At 67.7% G+C, this 21,836-nt stretch carries 19 protein-coding genes; 10 read left to right on the forward strand and 9 right to left on the reverse strand.

Translation table 11 applies throughout. The features are described 5' to 3' along the window. Position 1: 1 nt before the first annotated feature. From OG734_RS35635 to panB, 3 genes are all read right to left on the reverse strand, one after another. On the reverse strand, positions 2 to 847 hold the full coding sequence (locus OG734_RS35635; RefSeq protein ID WP_330291537.1) for an ABC transporter permease: 846 nt from the start codon (positions 845 to 847) through the stop codon (positions 2 to 4). Then, positions 844 to 1,878 carry an ATP-binding cassette domain-containing protein gene (locus tag OG734_RS35640; protein ID WP_330291538.1) on the reverse strand — a complete coding sequence of 345 codons (1,035 nt, stop codon included), beginning with the start codon at positions 1,876 to 1,878 and terminating at the stop codon, positions 844 to 846. Before OG734_RS35640 ends, OG734_RS35635 begins: the two co-directional genes overlap by 4 nt. Positions 1,879 to 2,222: 344 nt before the next feature. Next, a complete protein-coding gene (gene panB / locus OG734_RS35645; protein ID WP_330291539.1) occupies positions 2,223 to 3,098 on the reverse strand; it encodes a 3-methyl-2-oxobutanoate hydroxymethyltransferase in 876 nt (291 codons plus the stop codon). Between the two features lie 207 nt (positions 3,099 to 3,305). Between panB and OG734_RS35650 the strand changes: the two genes are divergently transcribed. From OG734_RS35650 to OG734_RS35670, 5 genes are all read left to right on the forward strand, one after another. After that, the gene (locus OG734_RS35650) at positions 3,306 to 4,904 is read left to right on the forward strand and encodes an MFS transporter (RefSeq protein WP_330291540.1); all 1,599 of its coding nucleotides are present in this window, start codon (positions 3,306 to 3,308) and stop codon (positions 4,902 to 4,904) included. A 79-nt stretch (positions 4,905 to 4,983) separates the two neighbouring features. After that, positions 4,984 to 5,646: a TetR/AcrR family transcriptional regulator gene (locus OG734_RS35655; RefSeq protein ID WP_330291541.1), complete on the forward strand. Its 663-nt coding sequence runs from the start codon at positions 4,984 to 4,986 to the stop codon at positions 5,644 to 5,646. Positions 5,647 to 5,944: 298 nt separating this feature from the next. Beyond that, positions 5,945 to 6,925 carry an endonuclease/exonuclease/phosphatase family protein gene (locus OG734_RS35660; RefSeq protein ID WP_443065122.1) on the forward strand — a complete coding sequence of 327 codons (981 nt, stop codon included), beginning with the start codon at positions 5,945 to 5,947 and terminating at the stop codon, positions 6,923 to 6,925. A gap of 108 nt (positions 6,926 to 7,033) precedes the next feature. Then, positions 7,034 to 8,299: an MFS transporter gene (locus OG734_RS35665; RefSeq protein ID WP_330291543.1), complete on the forward strand. Its 1,266-nt coding sequence runs from the start codon at positions 7,034 to 7,036 to the stop codon at positions 8,297 to 8,299. Positions 8,300 to 8,499: 200 nt separating this feature from the next. Then, positions 8,500 to 9,360 (forward strand): phosphotransferase enzyme family protein, encoded by an 861-nt coding sequence (locus OG734_RS35670; protein WP_330291544.1) that lies wholly within the window; start codon positions 8,500 to 8,502, stop codon positions 9,358 to 9,360. A 656-nt stretch (positions 9,361 to 10,016) separates the two neighbouring features. Here OG734_RS35670 and OG734_RS35680 read toward each other — a convergent pair. After that, the gene (locus OG734_RS35680; protein ID WP_330291545.1) at positions 10,017 to 10,430 is read right to left on the reverse strand and encodes a hypothetical protein; all 414 of its coding nucleotides are present in this window, start codon (positions 10,428 to 10,430) and stop codon (positions 10,017 to 10,019) included. 276 nt (positions 10,431 to 10,706) lie between these two features. Between OG734_RS35680 and OG734_RS35685 the strand changes: the two genes are divergently transcribed. The 3 genes from OG734_RS35685 to OG734_RS35690 all read left to right on the forward strand — a co-directional run bounded on the left by OG734_RS35685 (position 10,707) and on the right by OG734_RS35690 (position 12,014). After that, positions 10,707 to 11,069 (forward strand): hypothetical protein, encoded by a 363-nt coding sequence (locus OG734_RS35685; protein WP_330291546.1) that lies wholly within the window; start codon positions 10,707 to 10,709, stop codon positions 11,067 to 11,069. Further along, the gene (locus OG734_RS48130) at positions 10,969 to 11,274 is read left to right on the forward strand and encodes a DUF7660 family protein (protein ID WP_443065123.1); all 306 of its coding nucleotides are present in this window, start codon (positions 10,969 to 10,971) and stop codon (positions 11,272 to 11,274) included. Before OG734_RS35685 ends, OG734_RS48130 begins: the two co-directional genes overlap by 101 nt. Positions 11,275 to 11,471: 197 nt before the next feature. After that, a complete protein-coding gene (locus tag OG734_RS35690) occupies positions 11,472 to 12,014 on the forward strand; it encodes a DUF4231 domain-containing protein (RefSeq protein WP_330291547.1) in 543 nt (180 codons plus the stop codon). Between the two features lie 268 nt (positions 12,015 to 12,282). Here OG734_RS35690 and OG734_RS35695 read toward each other — a convergent pair whose 3' ends face one another. After that, positions 12,283 to 13,782: an arabinofuranosidase catalytic domain-containing protein gene (locus OG734_RS35695; RefSeq protein WP_330291548.1), complete on the reverse strand. Its 1,500-nt coding sequence runs from the start codon at positions 13,780 to 13,782 to the stop codon at positions 12,283 to 12,285. 458 nt (positions 13,783 to 14,240) lie between these two features. Beyond that, complete coding sequence (locus OG734_RS35700) at positions 14,241 to 15,995, reverse strand: NAD+ synthase (RefSeq protein WP_330291549.1); 1,755 nt, start codon at positions 15,993 to 15,995, stop codon at positions 14,241 to 14,243. A 302-nt stretch (positions 15,996 to 16,297) separates the two neighbouring features. Here OG734_RS35700 and OG734_RS35705 point away from each other — a divergent pair, with 302 nt between their 5' ends. Further along, complete coding sequence (locus OG734_RS35705; protein WP_330291550.1) at positions 16,298 to 16,627, forward strand: hypothetical protein; 330 nt, start codon at positions 16,298 to 16,300, stop codon at positions 16,625 to 16,627. A 43-nt stretch (positions 16,628 to 16,670) separates the two neighbouring features. On the opposite strand, the gene OG734_RS35710 is transcribed toward OG734_RS35705, so the two are convergent. From OG734_RS35710 to OG734_RS35720, 3 genes are all read right to left on the reverse strand, one after another. Continuing rightward, the gene (locus OG734_RS35710) at positions 16,671 to 18,614 is read right to left on the reverse strand and encodes a S53 family peptidase (RefSeq protein ID WP_330291551.1); all 1,944 of its coding nucleotides are present in this window, start codon (positions 18,612 to 18,614) and stop codon (positions 16,671 to 16,673) included. 182 nt (positions 18,615 to 18,796) lie between these two features. Next, entirely contained in the window at positions 18,797 to 19,417 is a 621-nt protein-coding gene (locus OG734_RS35715; protein WP_330291552.1) for a DUF305 domain-containing protein, read from the reverse strand. Beyond that, complete coding sequence (locus OG734_RS35720; RefSeq protein ID WP_330291553.1) at positions 19,414 to 20,091, reverse strand: DUF3105 domain-containing protein; 678 nt, start codon at positions 20,089 to 20,091, stop codon at positions 19,414 to 19,416. The genes OG734_RS35715 and OG734_RS35720 overlap by 4 nt, the downstream gene beginning before the upstream one ends. Positions 20,092 to 20,426: 335 nt before the next feature. Between OG734_RS35720 and OG734_RS35725 the strand changes: the two genes are divergently transcribed. Continuing rightward, entirely contained in the window at positions 20,427 to 21,788 is a 1,362-nt protein-coding gene (locus tag OG734_RS35725; RefSeq protein ID WP_330291554.1) for a glutamine synthetase family protein, read from the forward strand. Positions 21,789 to 21,836: the final 48 nt, after the last annotated feature.

The following is a 21,836-nucleotide window of genomic DNA, read 5'->3' on the forward strand; positions in this document are numbered from 1 at the left end:
TTCAGCTCTTCGTACGGAACTTGTGGATGGCGACCGGCGCCATCACCGCGGTGATGGCCACCGACCAGCCGATGGTCACCCACAGGTCGTGCGCCACCGGACCGCCCACCATCAGTCCGCGCGCCGCGTCCGCGAGCGTGGACAGCGGGTTGTAGTCGGTGAACGCCTGGAGCCAGCCCGGCATCGACTGCGTCGGGGCGAAGATCGACGAACCGAACTGCAGCGGGAACAGCACCAGGAAGCCCATCGCCTGCACGGACTGCGCGTTCTTCAGGATCACGCCCAGGGTGAGGAACACCCACATGATCGACGAGGCGAACAGCGTTGACAGGCCTACGGCCGCGAACAGGCCGACCCAGTGCTTGATGTCGAAACCGACCAGCACAGCGACGATCATCAGCACGGTGGTCGCGAACAGCATCCGGATCAGCTCGACCGAGATCTTCGCGAACAGCACCGAGCCGCGCCCGATCGGCAGGGACCGGAAACGGTCCATGACACCGGAGTTGAAGTCCTGGCTGAAGCCGGTGCCGACGCCCTGGGACAGCGTCATGCTCATCATCGCGATCATGCCGGGGATCACGTACTGCACATACCCGTCCTGCCCGCCGCCCGTCGCCTGCCCGATCGAGCCGCCGAAGACGAACACGAACAGCAGGGTGAAGACGATCGGCATCAGCAGAGCGTCGAACATGGACTCGGGGTCCTGCCGGATCCAGAGCAGGTTGCGACGGACGAGGGCACTGGTGTGGCGGAGATGTCCGCGCAGCGGAATACGGCCGTCGTCCTGAATGCCTTTCACGGCAGTGGTCGGCGTCTTGGTCGCGGTTGCGGTCGTGGCGCTCATACGGTGACCTCCTCTCGGGTATCGGCGGGAGTGACGGCGTCGTCCTGCGGAGCGCCGGCGCGGTGGCCGGTGAGGGACAGGAACACCTCGTCCAGGCTGGGCAGTTCGGTGGAGATCGAGGCGATCGTGATACCGCGCGCGACGACCGCGCCGGTCACGGCGGTGAGTTGCTCGTCGCTCAGGATCGGCACCAGGACACTGCCGGTCTCGGTGTCCACGGCCGTGGTCGCGAGACCGGTGATGCCGAGGTCGTCGAGGTCACGGGCGAGCGGGCGCAGTTGCAGCGGATCGGCCGGCCGGATCCGCAGGGTACGGCCGCCGACCTTCGCCTTCAGCGCGTCGATGCCACCACCGGCGACGACCTTCCCCCGGTCGATGACGGCCAGCTCGGATGCGAGGTGTTCGGCCTCCTCCATGTACTGGGTGGTGAGCAGCACGGTCACCCCGTCGCCGACCATCCGCTTGACCTCGGTCCAGACCTCCTTGCGGGTACGGGGGTCGAGGCCGGTGGTGGGCTCGTCGAGGAAGAGGACGACTGGCCGGCCGATCATCGAGGCGGCCAGGTCCAGCCGCCGCCGCATACCGCCGGAGTACGTGCTCGCCGGCCGCTTGGCCGCGTCGGTGAGCGAGAACCGCTCCAGCAACTCGTCGGCCCGGGCGCGGGCGTCCTTACGGGGCAGGTCGAGGAGCCGCCCGATCATGTACAGGTTCTCCCAGCCCGGGAGCTTCTCGTCCACGGAGGCGTACTGACCGGTGAGACCGATCACGCGCCGCAGCTGCCGGGGCTGGCGCAGGACGTCGTACCCGGCGACGGTCGCGTGCCCGGAGTCGGGCTGCAGCAGGGTGGACAGGATGCGTACGAGGGTGGTCTTGCCGGCGCCATTGGGCCCGAGCACCCCGAGTACGGTGCCTTCCCGGACGTCCAGGTCGACGCCGTCCAGCGCCTTGGTCTCGCCGTAGTGCTTGACCAGCCCCCGTACGGAAACGGCACTCGTGGCCCCGTTGGCGGGGCGGTTGTCGATTCGCGTCATGCACCGAACCTGTCACCCCCCACCGACAAACCACCTACAGACCACCGACAGGACCACCGGCAGCGCCAATCGGCCCCACCCGGTGTTCACCTTTTGGTGCCGACCCGCATCTCCAGCCCGTCTGGGGGTCTCCCCTCTGGCGGAGTTTGAGGACAAGGCCCGTTCAGGGCCGTAGCAGGGGTTCGGGGGGCGCAGCCCCCGAGCAGGGGCCGGTTAGGGGCGGCGGGGGCGAGAACCAAAGCCCGCAGCCCGCCGATGGGGGAAGTCGGCGGGCTGCTCTCGTGCCGCAGTCGCTCAGTGGGCTCCGTGAACCGAGTGGTCGTCAGTGGACGACCGGCGGACGGTCAGTGGACGGAGTGCTCCTCCAGCGGGAACGTCCCGCCGGTCACATCCTCCGCGAACGCCTTCGCCGCGTTCCCCATGACCTCACGCAGATTCGCGTACTGCTTGACGAACTTCGGCATCCGCCCCCCGGTCAGCCCCAGCATGTCCGTCCACACCAGCACCTGCGCGTCCGTCTCCGCCCCCGCCCCGATCCCCACCGTGGGGATGTGCAGCGTCCGCGTGACCTCGGCGGCCAGCTCCGCCGGCACCAGCTCCAGGACCACCGCGAACGCCCCCGCGTCCTGCACGGACTTCGCGTCCCGCAGCAGCTGCTGGGCGGCCTCTTCGCCGCGCCCCTGGACGCGGTAGCCCATGGAGTTCACGGACTGGGGGGTCAGCCCGATGTGGGCCATCACCGGGATGCCGGACTCGACCAGCAGCTCGATCTGGCGGTGCGAACGCTCCCCGCCCTCCAGCTTGACGGCACCGACGCCCGCCTCCTTCACCAGCCGCGTCGCCGAGCGCAGCGCCTGCACCGGGCCCTCCTGGTAGGAACCGAAGGGCAGGTCGCCGACGATCAGTGCCCGGCTCGTACCCCGGACGACCGCCGCCGAGAGCATGGTCATCTCGTCGAGGGTGACGGGTACGGTCGACTCGTATCCCAGGTGACAGTTGCCCGCCGAGTCGCCGACCAGCATGACCGGGATGCCGGCCTCGTCGAAGACGGACGCGGTCATCGCGTCGTACGCGGTGAGCATGGGCCACTTCTCGCCGCGCTCCTTGGCGGCGGTGATGTCCCGGACCGTGATGCGGCGTGTGCCCTTGCCCCCGTACAGCGCGTTCGTCGCGTTGGTGCTGCCGGCGGGGGTCTGGTGGGCAGGCTGAAGCTGCGTCATCGCAACGGCTCCTTCAATCATCTCGAGGCGCCCTGACGGCGTCCCCGGATCGCCTCCATGGTGGCACCTCTCGTCCGGGAACGGCTAGTGGTCGCCCATGGAGGGCGCCCTGTGTGCTGAACGTCTCGCACTCCCATGCGTAAGATCTCGGTAAAGGATTTCGATACGAGACGGTATCGTATCGAAATAGGCTTTAGGCTGGTCGGCATGACTACTCCTGTCGGCCCACCGACCCCCGGCCCCCGGATCCCCGAGGCCGTGCACCGGCGACGCTGGGCGATCCTCGGTGTGCTCATGCTCAGCCTGCTGATCGTGGTGCTCGACAACTCCATCCTCAACGTCGCCATCAAGACCATCTCCACCCCCGCCCCGACCGGCCTCGGCGCCACCCAGAGCGAGCTGGAGTGGGCGATCAACGCCTACACCCTCGTCTTCGCCGGGCTGCTGTTCACCGCCGGGATCCTCGGCGACCGGCTGGGCCGCAAGAAGGTGCTGCTCGGCGGTCTCGCCGTGTTCGGTCTCGGTTCCGCCCTCGCCGCCTTCGCCGGCTCACCCACCGAGCTGATCGTCTTCCGGGCCGTGATGGGCCTCGGCTCCGCCTTTGTGATGCCCGCCACTCTCGCCGTCCTCATGAACGTCTTCGAGCGCGAGGAGCAGCCCAAGGCCATCGGCATCTGGGCCGGCGGTGTCGGCCTCGCCATCGCCATCGGACCGATCACCGGAGGCGTCCTCCTCGACCACTTCTGGTGGGGCTCCGTCTTCCTCATCAACGTGCCGATCGTGATCATCGCCCTTGTGCTGATGACCGTCCTGGTGCCCGACTCCCGCGACCCGAAGCCCGGCCGTATCGACCCCGTAGGGGTCCTGCTGTCCGTCGTAGGACTGGTCCTGCTCGTCTACGGCATCATCAAGGGCGGCCAGCTCGCCGACTTCACCGACCCGCAGGTACTGGCGACCATCGGCGCCGGTCTCGCCGTACTCGTCGGCTTCGTGCTGTTCGAGAAGCGCAGCGACCACCCGTCCATCGACGTGACGTACTTCCGCAACAAGACCTTCTCGGCGGCGATGTCGGTCATCGCGCTCGTGTTCTTCGCGCTGATGGGCGTGACCTTCTTCTCGGTCTTCTACACCCAGAGCGTGCGCGGCTACTCGCCCCTCCAGACCGGCCTGCTGATGCTGCCGCTGGCCGCCGCCCAGCTGATCTTCGCGCCGCGCGCCCGGCTGGCCGTCGACCGGTTCGGCAACCGGGCCACGACCACCGCCGCCATGCTCCTGATCGCCGCGACCCTGGCCGCGTTCGCCTCGTTCGAGACCGACACCCCGATCTGGGTGCTGGAAGTCGTCTTCTTCCTGATGGGTGCCGGTATGGCGCACATCATGACGCCGACCAGCGTCGTCATCATGCAGGCGCTGCCCCGCGAGAAGGCCGGCTCGGCGTCCGCGCTCAGCAACACCTTCCGCCAGGTCGGCGGCGCGCTCGGGATCGCCGTACTCGGCTCGGTCCTCTCGGCGGCCTACCGCAGCGACATCGAGGACAAGCTCGGCGTGCTGCCCGCCGACCTACGGCACACCGCGGGCGAGTCCATCGAGGCCACCCTCGGCGTCGCCGCGAAGCTCGGCCCGAAGGGCGATGCCCTGGTCGCCCCCGCCAACGACGCGTTCCTGCACGCGATGCACATCACCGCGCTGTGCGGCGCGGGTGTCGCCCTCGTGGGTGCCCTGGTCGTCGCCCTGTGCCTGCCGGGCCGCCCGGCCGAACCCCAAGAAGGCGAGGGGAAGCCGCAGTTGGCGTCTGCGGACCACTGAACAGCGGGGAGAATCAAGGGAGTACGCAATACGTAGTACGTAATACGCAGTACGCATGACAACGAAAGGAGCAGGTCGCGTGAACCTCGCGGACGATCTGGCCGACGGGACCGCCACCGATCGGACCGCCACCGAGCGGAGCAGTACCGATCGGACGAGTACCCGCGGCCGTCCCCGGAGCGAAGCCGTGGAGCGCTCCATCATCGAGGGCGTGATGCAGCTCCTGGAGGAAGGCGTACCGCTCGCGGACATCTCCATCGAGCGGGTGGCCCGTACCGCCGGTGTCGGCAAGGCCACCATCTACCGCCGCTGGCCGGGCAAGGAGGAGCTCTTCGTCGACGTCATGCGCGTCATGGAGCCCGCGGACCCGAAGCTGCCCGGCACATCGGTGCGCGACGACCTGGTCGTCCTGCTGGAGACGCTGCGCCGGCGCGGACTGGCCCACCGGTCCTCGGCGTTCCTGCACAACGTCCAGGCCCAGATGAAGAGCAGCCCCAAGCTCTGGGCCGCCTACCACGCCACCGTCGTCGAACCGCGCCGCCTGCTCGGAGCCGAACTCCTGCGCCGAGGCCAGCAGAACGGCGAGGTGCGCCCGGACATCGACGTCACGATGATGTACGACCTCTTCCTCGGCCCCATGCTCCTGCGCGCCGTACTGCGCCCCGAGGCGGAACTGCCGGAGGGCCTCGCGGAGCAGATCGTGGACACGCTGCTGGAAGGTTTGCGGCCGATCGCCCCGTAAGCGGGAATTCGTACGTCTGTTGGGACAGTAGACGCTCGACTGTGCGTGTTTCGTCACAGAGGACAACCTGTGGACGACAACCGGAACTGGTCGCGCCGACTTGTTCGTCATCGTCCCCGTACGGCCGTCATGGGACGGCGAGATCGGAACCGATCATCCCCTAGGGTCTTAGAGGCGGGGGACGGACGGTGAGCACGGCAGGTTGTGAGGCGACGGTATGGCCCAGCAGGCGTACATGACGGAGACGGACAACGGAGGCTCGGGACCCGAGCGCCGGGGACCCCGGCTTCGGCGCCTGATGAGCCGTCTGGCGGCGGGCTGGCGGGGCGATCCGAGAATCTGGCGGCGAGGGCTGATCACGGCGGCGCTGGCGATACTGCTCGCCCTGGTGATGCTGCTGCACGCGCAGATCCCCAACCGGATCGGCAACCTCGGCAGCCTCAGCGAGACGTTCCTGCCCTGGTTCGGCATCGTCTCCGTACCGGTGCTGCTGATCGTCGCGCTGGTCCGGCGCTCCGCGACCGCGCTGATCGCGGTGGTGCTGCCCACGGCGGTCTGGTTCAACCTCTTCGGCGGGCTGCTCGGCAGCAACGCCGGCACCGGCGGCAACCTGACGGTGGCCACCCACAACGTCAACGCGGAGAACCCGGACCCGTCCGGCACCGCCCGCGAGGTGGCCGGCTCCGGCGCCGACCTCCTCGCCCTGGAGGAGCTGACGGAGACGGCGGTCCCGACGTACGAGAAGGCCCTCGCGTCGACGTACAAGTACCACTCGGTGCAGGGCACCGTCGGCCTGTGGAGCAAGTACCCGATCAGCGCCTCCCGCCCGGTGGACATCAAGCTGGGCTGGACGCGAGCGATGCGCGCCACCGTGGCGACGCCGGAGGGGCCGGTCGCGGTGTACGTCGCCCACCTCCCGTCGGTACGCGTGAAGATGGAGGCCGGCTTCACGGCCCGCCAGCGCGACAGGAGCGCCAACGCGCTGGGCGAGGCGCTCTTCGACGAGAAGCTGACGCGCAAGATCCTGCTCGGCGACCTGAACGGCACGATGAACGACCGCGCCCTCAACGCCGTCACCGCCCAGATGCGCTCCACACAGGGCGCGTCGGGCAGCGGGTTCGGGTTCAGCTGGCCGGCGTCGTTCCCGATGGCGCGGATCGACCAGATCATGGTCCAGGGCGTGGAGCCGGTCAGCTCGTGGTCGCTGCCGCGCACGGCGAGCGACCACCTGCCGATCGTGGCGAGGGTGAAGATTCCGGCGTCGGCAACCGGCTCGTAACCCGGGGGGACGCCGGGGGAATACTGGGCGTGGGAGTCTTTGTTCCGTACTTGAACATAAACTGTACGGACCTACGCCCACCGCACCCTTCGAAAGGCCCCCGCTCTGATGTCCCGGCCCACGCCGACCTCCTTGTCCGCCCGCAGGACCACACCCCTGGCCCTGCTCGCCCTCGCCGTGGGTGCTTTCGGTATCGGCACGACCGAGTTCGTGATGATGGGCCTGCTGCCCGACGTCGCCGACGACCTGGGCGTCTCGATCCCGTCCGCCGGGCACCTGGTCTCGGCGTACGCGCTGGGTGTCGTCATCGGCGCCCCGCTGCTCGCGGCGGTCACGGCCCGGATGTCGCGCCGGAAGGTGCTGATCGGGTTGATGGGCCTGTTCGTGGTCGGCAACGCGTTGTCGGCGTTCGCACCTGACTACGACTACCTGCTCGCCGCCCGCTTCCTGAGTGGGCTGCCGCACGGCGCCTTCTTCGGCGTCGGTGCGGTGGTGGCCACGACCATGGCCGCCCCGGAGCGCAAGGCACGCTCGGTGTCGTTGATGTTCCTGGGCCTGACGGTCGCGAACGTGCTCGGCGTCCCCGTGGCGACGGCGATGGGGCAGCAGCTGGGCTGGCGGGCGACCTTCCTCGGCGTGAGTGTGATCGGCGTGGCGGCGATAGCGGCTCTGGCGCTGCTGATCCCGCACGACCGGGCGGCAGCACCGCGGGCAGGCCTGCGCGGCGAACTGGCCGCCCTGCGCTCGGTACCGGTCTGGCTGGCCCTCGGTACGACGGTGGCGGGCTTCGGCGCCCTCTTCTCGGCGTACAGCTACATCACCCCGATGCTCACGGACTCCGCCGGCTACGCCGACTCCAGCGTGACCCTGCTGCTGGCCCTGTTCGGGGTCGGCGCGACGATCGGCAACCTGCTGGGCGGCCGTCTCGCGGACCACGCGATGCGGGGCACCCTGTTCGGCGGCCTGGTGTCGCTGATCGTGGTCCTGGGCGCGTTCCCGCTGCTGATGAGTACGCCGTGGAGCGCGGCCCTGGCGGTCGTGCTGCTCGGCGTGGCGGCGTTCGTCACGGGCTCGCCGCTCAACCTGATGGTGATGGAGAGGGCGTCGACGGCCCCGTCCCTGGCGTCCTCGGCGAACCAGGCGGCCTTCAACCTGGCGAACGCCGGGGGAGCGTGGATCGGGGGCCTCGCCTTGACGGCGGGCTTCGGCGTGACGTCTCCGGCGACGGTGGGGGCCGGGTTGGCCCTGCTGGGCCTGGGTGTCGCGGGGGTCGCGTACGTGGTGGACCGGCGCGGGGTGACTCCGTCGGTGGGGCGGGAGCGGTTGGTGGCGTCGTATGTGCCTTCGCGGGCGGCCGATCGGGTGCACCACTGAGGGGTGTTCTCCCACCCACTGGCCCGTTGCCAGTCCGTTTTCAGGGCGCCCTCGAACTACCCGCGTATAGACGCCATCTCGATGGGTGACTGGTGGCGTGGATATTCGCTGGCAGACGTGCTGTGACGGCGGTTGAATGTCAGGTCGCACCGCATGAAGAGCAGTTATGGCAGCGGTCAGGAGAGAGGGGCCGGGCGACGATGCAGGCGTCAGAGGGTTCGCGTGCGGTGTCCGCGGCCATGTCGATCGCTTCATCACTTGGCCTGACAGCCGACGACGCGATCGTTCTCCATGACTCGAACAAGCTCACTCTGCGTCTGCTGCCTTGCGACACCCTGGCCCGGGTGGCACCCGTAGCCGATCAGGTCGCCCAGTTCGAGATCGAGCTCGCTCAGCGGCTCGCCGAAGCCGGGTGCCCTGTGGCCGCTCTCGAGCCTCGAGTGGAGCCACGCGTCTATGAGCGGGATGGCTTCGTGGTCACGTTGTGGACCTACTACGAACCCGTGACAGATCAAGCGGTCTCACCGGCCGACTACGCCAACGCGCTCAAGCAGCTCCATGCCGGCATGCGCACGCTCGATGTCCCGGCCCTGACCCCGCACTTCACGGATCGGGTCGAGCAGGCTCAGCAACTCGTGGCGAACCGCGACCGCACTCCGGCGCTCGCCGACGCGGACCGGGAACTACTCGGCGGCACGTTGCGAAAACTGAGACGACTGATCGGCGAGCGCGGCGGCGCCGACCAGTTGCTGCACGGCGAGCCGCATCCGGGCAACGTGCTGACGACGAAGAACGGGCTGCTGTTCATAGACCTTGAGACGTGTTGCCGTGGGCCCGTCGAATTCGACCTCGCCCATGCGCCGGAAGAAGTCGGCGATCACTATCCGGGTGTCGATCAGGACCTGCTGCGCGAGTGCCGGATCCTCGTGCTGGCGATGATCACGACGTGGCGCTGGGATCGAGGCGACCAATTCCCGGACGGGCGCCGGCTGGGCGCAGAGTGGCTCAGCCAGATCCGAGCAGCTCTTGATCGAAACGGCGGCCTGGATACCCGTGGCTGATCGCGGACGAGATCCAGTCGCCCCGGACTCCATCGAGGCACGGCGAACGTTGCCGGTCACGGCATGTGCCGCTGCGGTCCGCGACGCGCCGATCGTGGTCCATTCCCGATCGGCGCGTTCAGCGAACACCGGCGGCGTGACCAACAGGCAGCCTGATCCGCCGCGACATCATCCGGCGGAACAAGTGCGCACCGCCGACAGGCAGTTACGTCAGATCGTCAACGGGACGAACGTCGCCTGACGCGGCACTCGCTCCGCTGAGACATCGCTGATAGCCCCGGCCTTCGCTTGACGCAGCATCACATACATAGCCAGAAACCGAAGTTGTTGAAGGTGTCCGGCATTCTGCGCTTGGCCGCTTCCAGTCCGGAGTAGGTCTCGCGCACTGTGGGGTGGTACAGGGTCTGCTGCGGGGCGGCGGGGGATCGGCCGGCACCGAGATGGAGGGGGCGCCGTTCCCGACTGCGGGCCCGTAGTGGCGTGCGCGGGGAGCTCCCATCCCGTCCACCGCTGACCCAGGCAGAGCCGAGCAGACGCGGCCCATGGCGTCCAGGTCGTTCGTGCAGTGGCGCGCTCCACCTGGACGCCATGAACCACGCCCGCTCCACAGTGTGTGGGTCGACGGCGGACGGGATGGGAGCTGGGGAGGTTGGTGGTCAGGCAGTTGTGGAGGTGCTGCTCGGCTGTTCCGCGGGGATGACCACGACCTGATCCGTATCCTCGTAGATGACTTTGCCAGGGTTCGAAGACTCCAGTCGACGGCATTCGACACCGTGCGAGGCTAGAAGCTCTAGATATCCGTCCACACGCTTGATGAGATGTTGGGCAGATGGTTTGAACCAGGCCACAGCACCTGGATGCACCTGCGGGTCGTAGATCTCAGGATCGACGCTGGTGGGGTTGGTGTAATTGGTGTCGTACCAGTCGTTGTTGCTCCGCCAGAACCGATACTGATGGTCAGTCAATTTGCCCTGCGCCGCCAACTCATTGGCCAGCACGAAGATCCCAGGGAAGTGCCCCCGTGGATGCCTCACTGTTCCCTCGAACCGGACGTACTTCACCTGTTCCATAAGTGCACCCTTCACGCTGCTTGTTACGCGAGGCGGATCTTAGGGGTATTGCCCTGTTCGCCTGCCGACGCGACGGTCGGTTCTGTCAAGAGGGCACCCAGTGTCTGACATCAACGGCTGACACCAACAAGCGCGAACTTCGGCGGTCAGCGCTGGACCTCAGCGGATCATCGGCCGAGGACTCCAGGCGGTCGCCCGACGTCGCCGTCTCCTCATGTCGACCTGATAAGGATGGGGCCAGAGGTTCAAGTACACGATCACCGGGGGATGCGGCGCATGACGGAGTACACGTGGCCGACGGGTGTAGGTGATCCAACACCAGAGGGCATACGACGCGCATGGCCGGCAACTGTGGCCGCGCTGCCAGTCGGCGCCGCCGTGACTGGCAAGGTCATCGGCCGCCAGCCCTTCGGCGTGTTCGTGCAGATCCACGGAGTGCCGGACGCGGTGGGACTGGCAGAGGTCTTTGCCGCACCGCATGGAACCGTCCCGCCCCCAGTGGGGTTCGCGATCAGCGGAAACGTGGTCTCACACGCTGATCACAACTACCAAGTCAGACTCAGACTCAAAGACTGGGGAGACGAGCGCGTGCCAGTACCACTGTGGCCCAACAACGCCTTGCCGACCGCGAGGCCCTGAGCGGCTTTCTGAGGCGTCTGCGGCAGGACTTCGAAGTAAGGGCGACCAGTGGGAGAACCGGACGCTGGACAGCTTCTTGGAGGCTCTGGAAGCGTGGGTGGGCGACGCCCCGGGGTGGTACGCGAACCACGGCCAAGAGCTACCGGCCGACGGTGACTGGACGTTCATGGCTCGGGCCCTGAGTGCAGCGCGGTTCTACGAGTGACGACGTGCCCCCTGCGTGCCCGATGAGGAAGCGGCCAACGGGGAACAGCGGGGAGTCTCGGCGAACAGTCCGAGAACCCACAGGTCAGCGTCTCGCCAGGGTCAGGCCGGGTCCGCATAGGCGATCTTCCAAACTGGTGCTCCAGGGCTGAACTGCCGTGTTGACTGCGCCATTCCACCACCGATGTACTTGCACGCATGTCAGGGACGGATGATGGTCAGTCGTTGGAAGCTCACCCCGCTGTCTCCCGGCCTGTAGCCGCGGCGCAGGATTACGTGGAGGGCAGGCTGTCTCAATACCAGAAGTGGTACGACAGGAAGGCTGTCAAGACGAAGGCCATGCATCTCCGGATGAGGACGGTATCCGTTGTCGGGGGAGCTTTGGTCCCTGTGTTAGTCAACCTCGACGTTTCATTCGCGAAACTCACCGCCACGGTGCTGAGCTTGATCGTCGTCGGTTCCGTTTCTTTGGAGAGCGTGTACCGCTACCGCGAACAGTGGAAGAACTACAGGTCCACGGAGCAGCTCCTGGGACATGAGCGGATTTACTTCAAAACCAAGGTTGGCCCCTACTCGGATCTCTCGGAGAGCGAAGCATTCACGACCTTGGTCGCTCGTGTGGAGAGCGCGATTGCCTACGAGAACTCTGCGACCCTCAACGTGATGACCCTGGGCGGCCAGGTAAGCGCTGATGTGCAAACGCCGCCTGGCATCCCAGGCGCCAGTCGAGGGCTGCGGTAGACGAGGAGTGGCGTCCGCCGCCCACCTGTTGTACAGCAGCGAAGTACAGCAACCACCGCGACCGCAGCCGGTCATTGCTGACCACACCCACACGGCCGACCAGACGTGCAGACCTTTAGGATGGTCTCGGAGGAGTGGACAGCGAGGGGCTTTCCGGCGGAGGCAGGAGCGGTGCAGGCGTGACCGCCGCTCCGGGCAGGCGGAAGACCGATGGCCTGCCGGAGGTGCGGGCCGTCCGGCAGGCCATCGGGGTCGTGCTGACTGCCGCCTAGGGGGCGATGTCCCACTGCTGGCAGGTGTTGTCGAGCTGCTGCCACTGCCGGACCAGGGTGCCGTTGGCCGTTGCGCAGTTCGTGACGTCCAGCGTCATACCGGTGTTGACGTTGCTGATGGTGTAGTGGCTGCCGACGCGTGTGACGTCCCACTGCTGGCAGCGGTTGCCGAGCGAGGCCCACAGCTGGACGGCCGTGCCGTTGGACTGCTTGCAGTCCTTGTCGTCCAGGACTTTGCCGCTGTTGACGTTGCTGATGGTGTAGTGGCCGTTGCCCGCGCCGGCGAACTTCCACTGCTGGCAGGTGTTGCCGAGCGAGGCCCAGAGGTCGACGGTGGTCCCGTTGGCAGTACCGCAGTTCACCGCGTCCAGGACCTTGCCCGAGTTGGTGTTGGTCAGCCGGTAGGCGGTGCCGGCGACGGGGAAGGTGGCGGCCGGGGTGCTGTAGCCGACGGAGGTGATGTTGGCCTGTACGGCGTTGTCGGCGGCGTCGGTCGGATAGCCGGCGGTCATGACGCCCTCGAAGAAGGAGCCGTCGGAGCCGTTGCTGTTGTCACCGCCGGTGCCGAGGACGATGGCGCCCTCCTTCTGCATCGGGGTGTATCCGCCCAGGTTGGGCAGGGCTCCGTCGTACCAGGTGGTCAATGACCCTGATTGCGCGTTGCCGCCCTTGATGGCATAGGTCGTTGTGCCGTTGTTCTTGAGCAGGGCCGTGACGAACTCACTGCTGTTGCCGGTGTTGCTCGGGTGGGACCCGTTCGCTCCGAAGAAGAGCCCGTTCTCCAGGTCGGCCTCGACCCAGGGGCCCGATCCGGCGCCGGAACACGAGAACCAGCACTCCGTACCGAAGTTGAGCGCGTCCATGTGGCCGTTGCCGGTGTCGTTGCCGGACGTCTCGGCGTTGCCGTAGTCGAAGCAGCACCGGTTGTTCACGTGGTGGCCGCTGGTCACCATGTAGGTGCCCTCGGGGGCGCTACCGGTGGCGACGCCCGTCGTCGTGTTGTCGCGGTAGCCGACGCCGGCCGACACGAAGACGCCGTAGGCCGCGTGTCCGCCGACCGTCACCGGCAGCGCGTTGGCGATGGCGCCGACGTCCTGGCCGCCGTTGCCGCCGGGGCCCTCGATCGTGAGGTGGTTGTGCCGGGGGCTCTGGTCGTAGATCTCCGTGATGATGCACGTCGTGCCCGCACAGAAGGTGTCCTGCGCTGCGGCGTTGGCGTAGCCGCCCGCGGCGAGGGTGCCTATGTTGGTCGTCGCGGAGTCCGAGGCTCGCTTGACCTGGTAGAGGGAGCCGTTGTACGCGGAGTAGAGCGCGCGAGTGGTGCTGTGCGCGGCGACGCAGGGTGTGCCGGCCGCGGCGTAGATGTCGCAGGGGAGCGATGTGGCGGCCTGCGAGGGGCCGGCGGTGCCGACCAGGAGGCCGGCGACCACCGCGATGATCGCGCCGGCCGAGAGGAGTATTCCTCTCAGACGTTGGCGACCTGAAAGAGAAATCATCGTTGATCTCCGTTCCTGTGTGCATGTGCGGCGGGGCGAATTTCGTCGTGGACAGAATGTGAGCGCTAACAATTTTTACGCTCAAGGGAAGGGTGTTGTGCGGGACTTCGAACGACCGGGAAGAGTACCTGGAGGTCAGGTGGCCGCCAGTATGGCTTCGGGGTGAAGTTGCGTCAATATTTCCGGCGTGAGTCGAATGCGAGCGCTAACAAGTCGTCAAGTGTCGGCCAATAGGTCGTCAAGTTCTTGTGGAGAAATAGGGTGGGTAGGAATTCGGTCGAAATGCCGAACATTGCGTGATCGAAATGCCGAACCGAATGAATTGCTCGAAATTCCGAACCGGTAACAGCGGAAGGGGCGGGGCGGGTGTCGACGGCGGATCCCCGCCAACACCTGCCCCGCCCCTTCGCCGCAGCCCGCAGCCCGCAGCCCGCAGACCTCAGCCCGCAGCCCTCAACTCAGGCGGACTCGCGCCACCCGTTGGTGATGGGCAGCCGTCGGTCCTTCCCGAAGCCCTTGGCCGAGATCTTCGTGCCCGGCGGATACTGCCGCCGCTTGTACTCGGCCGTGTCGACCATCCGCAGCACCCGAGTCACCAACTCGGCGTCGTACCCGGCCGCCACAATCGCATCGGCGCCCGAGTCCCGGTCCACGTACAGCTCGAGAATCGCGTCCAGCACCGGATAGTCAGGCAGGGAATCCGTGTCGATCTGCCCCGGCCTCAACTCCGCACTCGGCGGCTTCGTGATCGAGTTCTCCGGGATCGGCGGAGTCTGGCCCCGCTCCGCAGCCGCGCGGTTGCGCCACTCCGCCAGCCGGAAGATCGACGTCTTGTACACGTCCTTGATCGGGCCGTACGCGCCCACCGAGTCCCCGTACAACGTCGAGTAACCCACCGCCAGTTCGCTCTTGTTGCCCGGCGCCAGCACGATGTGCCCCTCCTCGTTGGAGATGGCCATCAGCATCGTGCCCCGCAGCCGCGACTGGAGGTTCTCCTCCGCCAGGCCCGTCAGGCCCAGCGAGCCCATGTACGCGTCGAACATCGGCGCGATCGGCACCGTACGGAGGTTCAGCCCCGTCCGTCGAGCCAGCTCTTCCGCGTCGCCGATCGAGTGGTCGGACGAGTACTTCGACGGCATCGCCACGCCGTACACGTTCTCCGCGCCCACCGCGTCGCACGCGAGCGCAGCGACCAGTGCCGAGTCGATGCCGCCCGAGAGGCCGATCAGGACCGATCTGAAGCCGTTCTTCGTCACGTACGCGCGCAGGCCCACCACCAGCGCCGAGTACATCTCCTCGTCGTCGTCCAGGCGCTCCGCGTACCCGCCGGTCAGCTCGGGCTCGTACGCCGGCAGCGGGTCCTCGGACAGCACGACACGATCGATACGCAGGCCGTCGTCCACCACCCCCTCCGGAGCGTCGGGCAGGGCTGCCGGCAGGTCCAGGTCCAGGACCACACAGCCCTCCGTGAACTGCGGCGCCCGTGAGATCACCTCGCCGTCCTTGTCGACCACGATCGAGTCGCCGTCGAAGACCAGCTCGTCCTGGCCGCCGACCATCGCCAGGTAGGCGGTCGTGCAGCCCGCCTCCTGGGCGCGCTTGCGGACCAGTTCCAGACGGGTGTCGTCCTTGTCGCGCTCGTACGGCGAGGCGTTGATCGAGAGCAGGAGGCCCGCCTTCGCGGAGCGCGCTGCCGGGACCCGGCCGCCGTCCTGCCAGAGGTCCTCGCAGATCGCGAGCGCCACGTCGACGCCGTGCACGCGCAGTACGGGCATGGTGTCGCCCGGCACGAAGTAGCGGAACTCGTCGAAGACGCCGTAGTTGGGGAGGTGGTGCTTGGCGTAGGTGAGGATCACTTCGCCGCGGTGCAGCACCGCACCCGCGTTGCGCGGGGAGCCGGCCGGGCGGCCGAACTTCGGCAGGTCGCTCTCGGACCGGTCGAGGTAGCCGACGACCACCGGCAGCTCGCCGAAGCCCTCCTCGGCGAGGCGCGCGGCGAGGGAACGCAGGGCCGCGCGGGACGCCTCCACGAAGGAGGAGCGCAGTGCGAGGTCCTCGACGGGGTACCCGGTCAGCACCATCTCCGGGAACGCCACGAGATGCGCTCCCTGCTCGGCGGAGTGCCGGGTCCAGCGGAGGATCGAGTCCGCGTTCTGGGCGATGTCGCCGACGCGCGAGTCGATCTGGTTCAGGGCGAGGCGTAGTTGAGGCACGCCGCCAAGTGTAATCGTCAATGCGACGCGATGGGGTGGTGGAGGAGTGTGGGCCGCCCCACGCCGGGACTGGGGAGTCCATCCCCGTTCTACCGGTCACCTGACCCAGGCCGGGCCCGCGGCAAGAGGCTTGGGGTCATCTCTCCATGATGGTGGGGCAATGGGATCTTGAAGTGCATTGCCGCACCATCATGGCTGCGTCTTCAATGAGAGATATGGCGCACAACAGGGCACATGTGGACAGTGAAGGCCGCGGGACGGGCTGGGGTTGGTTCCTTGCGTGGTTCGCGGTGGGAGCGTGCGTGGCCGTCGGGCTCGCCGCCATCCTGTCGGTGGGGCTGGTCTTCCTTGTCCTGGCCGCCGCGGCCGCGGGGCTCCTGCTGTGGAAGGGGCCACGGAACGCCGTTGTCGGAGGTCTCACGGGTCTGGCGCTGCCACTCTTCTACATCGCGTACCTGAACCGGGGCGGCCCGGGGGATGTCTGCCGTTCGTCGTCGGGCGGCCAGACGTGCACCGAGGAGTACACCCCCATACCGTTCCTGGTCGGCGGCGTGCTCCTGTTCGTCGCGGGTTTCGTGATCTTCCTCATGATCGAGCGAGGTACCCGAAAAGCGCCCGTCCCCGGACGATGAACACTCCGGGGACGGGCTTCGGGCATGTTGCCGTGCTGCCGCCTCAGCGGCGGTACGACTCCACGTAACCCTGCGCGGGCGAACCCACGCCGGTCACGTCGTCATAGCCGCGTACGGCCTTCAGCGAGCTGTCCTTGCCGAGGCTGCGGACGGAGGTGAGGATCCCGTCCGCAGCGTCGTATCCGTTGGCGAAGTCCAGGCGTGCCACGGCGAGTCCGTACCCCGTGGGGTTGTCGGTCACGTCGTGGTAGACCTTCGCGTGCGAGGCGTACCTCGCGTAGATCGCCGGGTTGGCGAAGCCGATCGGCGCGCCGCCGCGGGCCTCCTGCGCGAGGGCCTGTACGGCCGCGATCACCGGTGCCGCCAGGGACGTACCGCCGATGCGGTACTCGCTGTACGCGGTGCCGCCCTCCGGCAGGGTCTGGGTCTGGCCGACCTTGAAGCCGGTGTTCGGGTCGGCGATCGCCGCGATGTCCGGGACGACCCGGTTGCCCTTCTCGCTGTTGGCCTTGGCCAGCGAGTTGGGCACGATGCCCTTCTGGTAGAAGGGCTCCGCGACGGTCGCGCTGGTGCCGCCGCCCGCGCCCGAGGTGTAGGCGCCCGGGAAGTTCGTCCAGCTCTTGCCGTCGGCCGACAGCGCGGCCTTCTCGGTGCCCCAGCCGGTCTCCCACTGGTACTTGTCGCCCCGGCCGACCGCCAGCGAGGTACCGCCGACCGCCGTCACCCACGCCGAGTTGGCCGGGGTGTCGACCTGCTTCTGGCCGGTGTTGACGACCTCGTCGCCGTTGTCGCCGGAGGAGAAGTAGAAGCCGATGCCCTGGACCGCGCCGAGCTTGAACACCTGGTCGTAGGCGGCGGCCAGGTCCGGCGTCTGGTTGGCCTCGATGTCGCCCCACGAGTTGGAGACGATGTCGGCAAGGTGCTTGTCGACGACCTTGCTGAGCGAGTCGAGCAGGTCGTCGTCCATGCAGGACGCGGAGCCGACGTACGTGATGTCGGCGCCCGGCGCGACCGCGTGCACGGCCTCGACGTCGAGGGTCTCCTCGCCGTACCAGCCGGCAGCGGAGCAGTCCTCGGTGTTCGTGTACTTCGCGGGCAGGACCTGCTTCAGCTGGCCGGCCCGGTAGGCGGCGTCGCCGTGCTTGGCCGCGTAGGTGGCGGCGTCGGCGGCGATGTACGGCGAGGCGTAGGCGTCGGTGATGGCGACGCGCACCTTCTTGCCTGTCCAGCTGCCCGCGCCGTATGCGGCCCGCAGCTGCTTGCCCGAGTAGCCCTCGATGGCGTACGGGATCTGAGCGCCGTACGCCGTGGGCAGCGAGGCGGCGGTGTTCGAGCCGTAGTACGTCGAGAACGGACCCGAGTTGCGGAACACCGTCTCCGGCGCGGGCAACGTGTCGTCGTGGGTCGCGTGGTGCGGGGCGTTGTCCAGACCCGTGACGGTCAGGACGGCACCGTTCAGGCTGTCCGGCGCGGAGGCGGCCTTCGCGGGCGCCCGGTACGTCTTCTTGCCCTTGGCGTAATTGTGCAGCTGCGTGCTGAAGGCCTTCTCGGCGGCGGCCACGTCACCGGTGACCGTGACGTAGTGGGCCGTGACGCCGGTGATCGTGAGGCCCGACGCCTTCAGCCACGCCTTGACAGCGGCGACCTGGGCCGGGGAGGCCCCGAAGCGCTGCTGGACCTGCGCGGCGGTGAGGTACTTGCCGTACGCGGCGGACGCCGGGTCGGAGACGGCCTTCGCGTACGCGGTCAGACCGGCGGCATTCCGGCCGGCGAAGTAGACCCGGGCGGTCACCTTGGAACCGTCGGGCGTGGCTCCCTTGTCCGCCTTGGCGGTGGCCCACGCGGGCCTGGTGCCGGCGAGCGTGTCCCGGCCCGGGGCGTCCGCGGCATGGGCCGCGGGAATGCCGAGCGCCAGCGCGCCGGCGAGCAGAGGCAGTGTCGCTGCCAGGCTCACACCGGCGCGCTTGATGGCGCGGTTGGATCTCATGGAACCCCCTGATGCGGTTCAACGCGAGCAAGACGAGTGATCACTCGCCGCTGGCCACTCTCGCGATGAACTGTTCATGCCAGGGGAATCCAGGGGGAATGGCTGTGCCAAGAAGCACCCAAGGGAACGTATACGCAAGCGATTTGAGGCTTACGTCCGACGGCGAAACGTCGATAAATCTATCAACTCGCCTTCGCGCCGCGCTCCTTCAGCATCCCCGCCATCAGGGAGATCTCCGACTCCTGCGCGTTGACCATGCCCTGCGCGAGCCGCTTCTCCACCCCCACCTCGCACCGCTCCACACATCCCTGCGCCATGTGGATACCGCCCTGGTGGTGCTTGGTCATCAGCTGGAGATAGAAGACCTCGGCCTGCTTGCCGCTCAGCTTGCCGAGCTTCGTCATCTCGGTGTTGGTCGCCATGCCCGGCATCAGCGCGCCGTCCTTGCCGTCGGCCATGCCCGCCATGTCCATCCAGGTCATGGGCGCGTCCGAGGACACCTTCGGCAGCTCCCACAGATCGAGCCAGCCCAGCAGCATGCCGCGCTGGTTGGCCTGCGTCTGCGAGATGTCGTACGCGAGCCGCCGGATCTCCTCGTTGCTCGTCCGGTCGCGCACGATGTACGACATCTCGACGGCCTGCTGATGATGGACCGCCATGTCACGGGCGAAGCCCGCGTCCGCCGAGTCGGCGGCGGGGGCCTGCATCCCGGAGTCGTCGCCGTCGGCGACCGCGTAGGTGATCGCGCCGGCCGCGACGAGCGCCGTGGCGGCGGCACCGGCGATCCAGGGAGCCCGCCTCACTGGGCCAGCCCGTTCGTGCAGGCGGCACCCGGCTCGGGGGTCTGCTTGCCCTGGACGAACTCCTCGAAGAACTTGTCCACGTTCGGGTCGGTGGCACTGGCCACCGTGCGCTGCTTGCCCCAGGCGGAGAGCATGATCGGGTCCGCCTGCTTGTCGTCGGGGCTCATCAGCGTGTACGGCGTCTTCTTCACCTTGGCCGCGAGCGCGTCTATGTCGGTCTTCGACGCCTTGGTGTTGTACGTCACCCACACGGCCCCGTGCTCCAGCGAGTGCACGGCGTTCATGTTGTTGAGCGCCTTGGCGTAGACGTCGCCGTTGCAGTTCATCCAGACCTGGTTGTGGTCACCGCCGACCGGGGGCTCCATCGGGTAGTTCACGGTCTTGGTGACGTGGTTCTGGGTGAGCTTCTTGTCCCAGGTCTTCACGCCGTCAGCACCGGTGACGAACTTGCCCGCGCCCTTGGAGTCGGTCGCCGCGGTGTCACTGTCGTCGGACTGCTTCTTCACGAGCACCGTCGCGCCGACGACCAGGCCGGCGACTATGACAACACTCACGCCTATCGTGAGGATCCGGTTCCGGAGCTCACGCGAGCGCTCGGCGCGTCGCATCTCCTCTATGCGCGCCTTGCGCGCCGCGCTGCCACTGTCTTTGGCGCTCTTCTTGGCGGAACCCATGGGATCGATCCTTCTGGGGAAAGGGGCGGTCGGTGACCGGTCGGTTGGCCGGTCGATCGGTCTCTGATCGTAATCCGTGGCCACTGATCGTAATCCGCGGCCACCCGCAACGGTTCCGGTCAGGGATCACCCATTACGGATGTCGCCGCGAACAGGCAAGATGAGAGGCAGAGCGGTACACCTGCCGTACGCGAGGCGTTCACTCCGGGGTCGGCTGGACGATCAAGGTGCGCAACGCGCATGAAATGCTGTCGTGGTGGGATGCTCAGGTGCCCGACCGCCTTCTGTGGTGCGGGAGACAGTCGGCCTGACCAGCAAGGATGGGGAAGCGGAAGATGGACAAGCAGCAGGAGTTCGTGCTCCGGACGTTGGAGGAGCGTGACATCCGGTTCGTCCGGCTGTGGTTCACGGACGTGCTGGGCTTCCTCAAGTCCGTGGCCGTGGCCCCGGCCGAGCTCGAGCAGGCCTTCGACGAGGGCATCGGTTTCGACGGCTCCGCGATCGAGGGATTCGCTCGTGTGTACGAATCCGACATGATCGCCAAGCCGGACCCGTCGACGTTCCAGATCCTCCCGTGGCGTGCGGAGGCCCCCGGTACCGCCCGGATGTTCTGCGACATCCTCATGCCGGACGGCTCGCCGTCCTTCGCGGACCCGCGTTACGTCCTCAAGCGCGCCCTCACCCGCGGCTCCGACCTGGGCTTCACCTTCTACACCCACCCGGAGATCGAGTTCTTCCTCCTGAAGGACAAGCCGCTGGACGGCTCCCGCCCGACCCCGGCCGACAACTCCGGCTACTTCGACCACACCCCGACCCACGTCGGCCAGGACTTCCGCCGCCAGGCGATCACCATGCTGGAGTCCATGGGCATCTCGGTCGAGTTCTCCCACCACGAGGGCGCTCCCGGCCAGCAGGAGATCGACCTCCGCTACGCCGACGCGCTCTCCACGGCGGACAACATCATGACGTTCCGCCTGGTCATGAAGCAGGTGGCGCTGGAGCAGGGCGTCCACGCGACGTTCATGCCGAAGCCGTTCAGTGAGCACCCCGGCAGCGGCATGCACACCCACCTCTCCCTCTTCGAGGGCGACCGCAACGCGTTCTACGAGTCCGGCTCGGAGTACCAGCTCTCCAAGGTCGGCCGTTCGTTCATCGCGGGCCTGCTGAAGCACGCGGCGGAGATCGCGGCGGTCACCAACCAGTGGGTGAACTCCTACAAGCGCATCTGGGGCGGCTCGGAGCGCACCGCGGGCGCCGGCGGCGAGGCCCCCTCGTACATCTGCTGGGGCCACAACAACCGCTCGGCCCTGGTCCGCGTCCCGATGTACAAGCCCGGCAAGACGGGCTCGGCGCGCGTCGAGGTCCGCTCCCTGGACACGGGCGTGAACCCGTACCTGGCGTACGCCGTCCTGCTGGCCGCCGGTCTCAAGGGCATCGAGGAGGGCTACGAGCTCCCGCCGGGCGCCGACGACGACGTCTGGGCCCTCTCGGACGCGGAGCGCCGTGCGATGGGCATCGAGCCGCTTCCCCAGAACCTGGGCGAGGCGCTCACGCTCATGGAGCGCAGCGAACTGGTCGCCGAGACGCTCGGCGAACACGTGTTCGACTTCTTCCTGCGCAACAAGCGCCAGGAGTGGGAGGAGTACCGCAGCGAGGTCACGGCCTTCGAGCTGCGGAAGAACCTGCCGGTGCTGTAACTGCCGGTGCTGTAGGGGTCGATTCTTCGGGTCCACCGGCCGCTTTCC

The organism is Streptomyces sp. NBC_00576 (assembly GCF_036345175.1).
Lineage (GTDB): Bacteria > Actinomycetota > Actinomycetes > Streptomycetales > Streptomycetaceae > Streptomyces.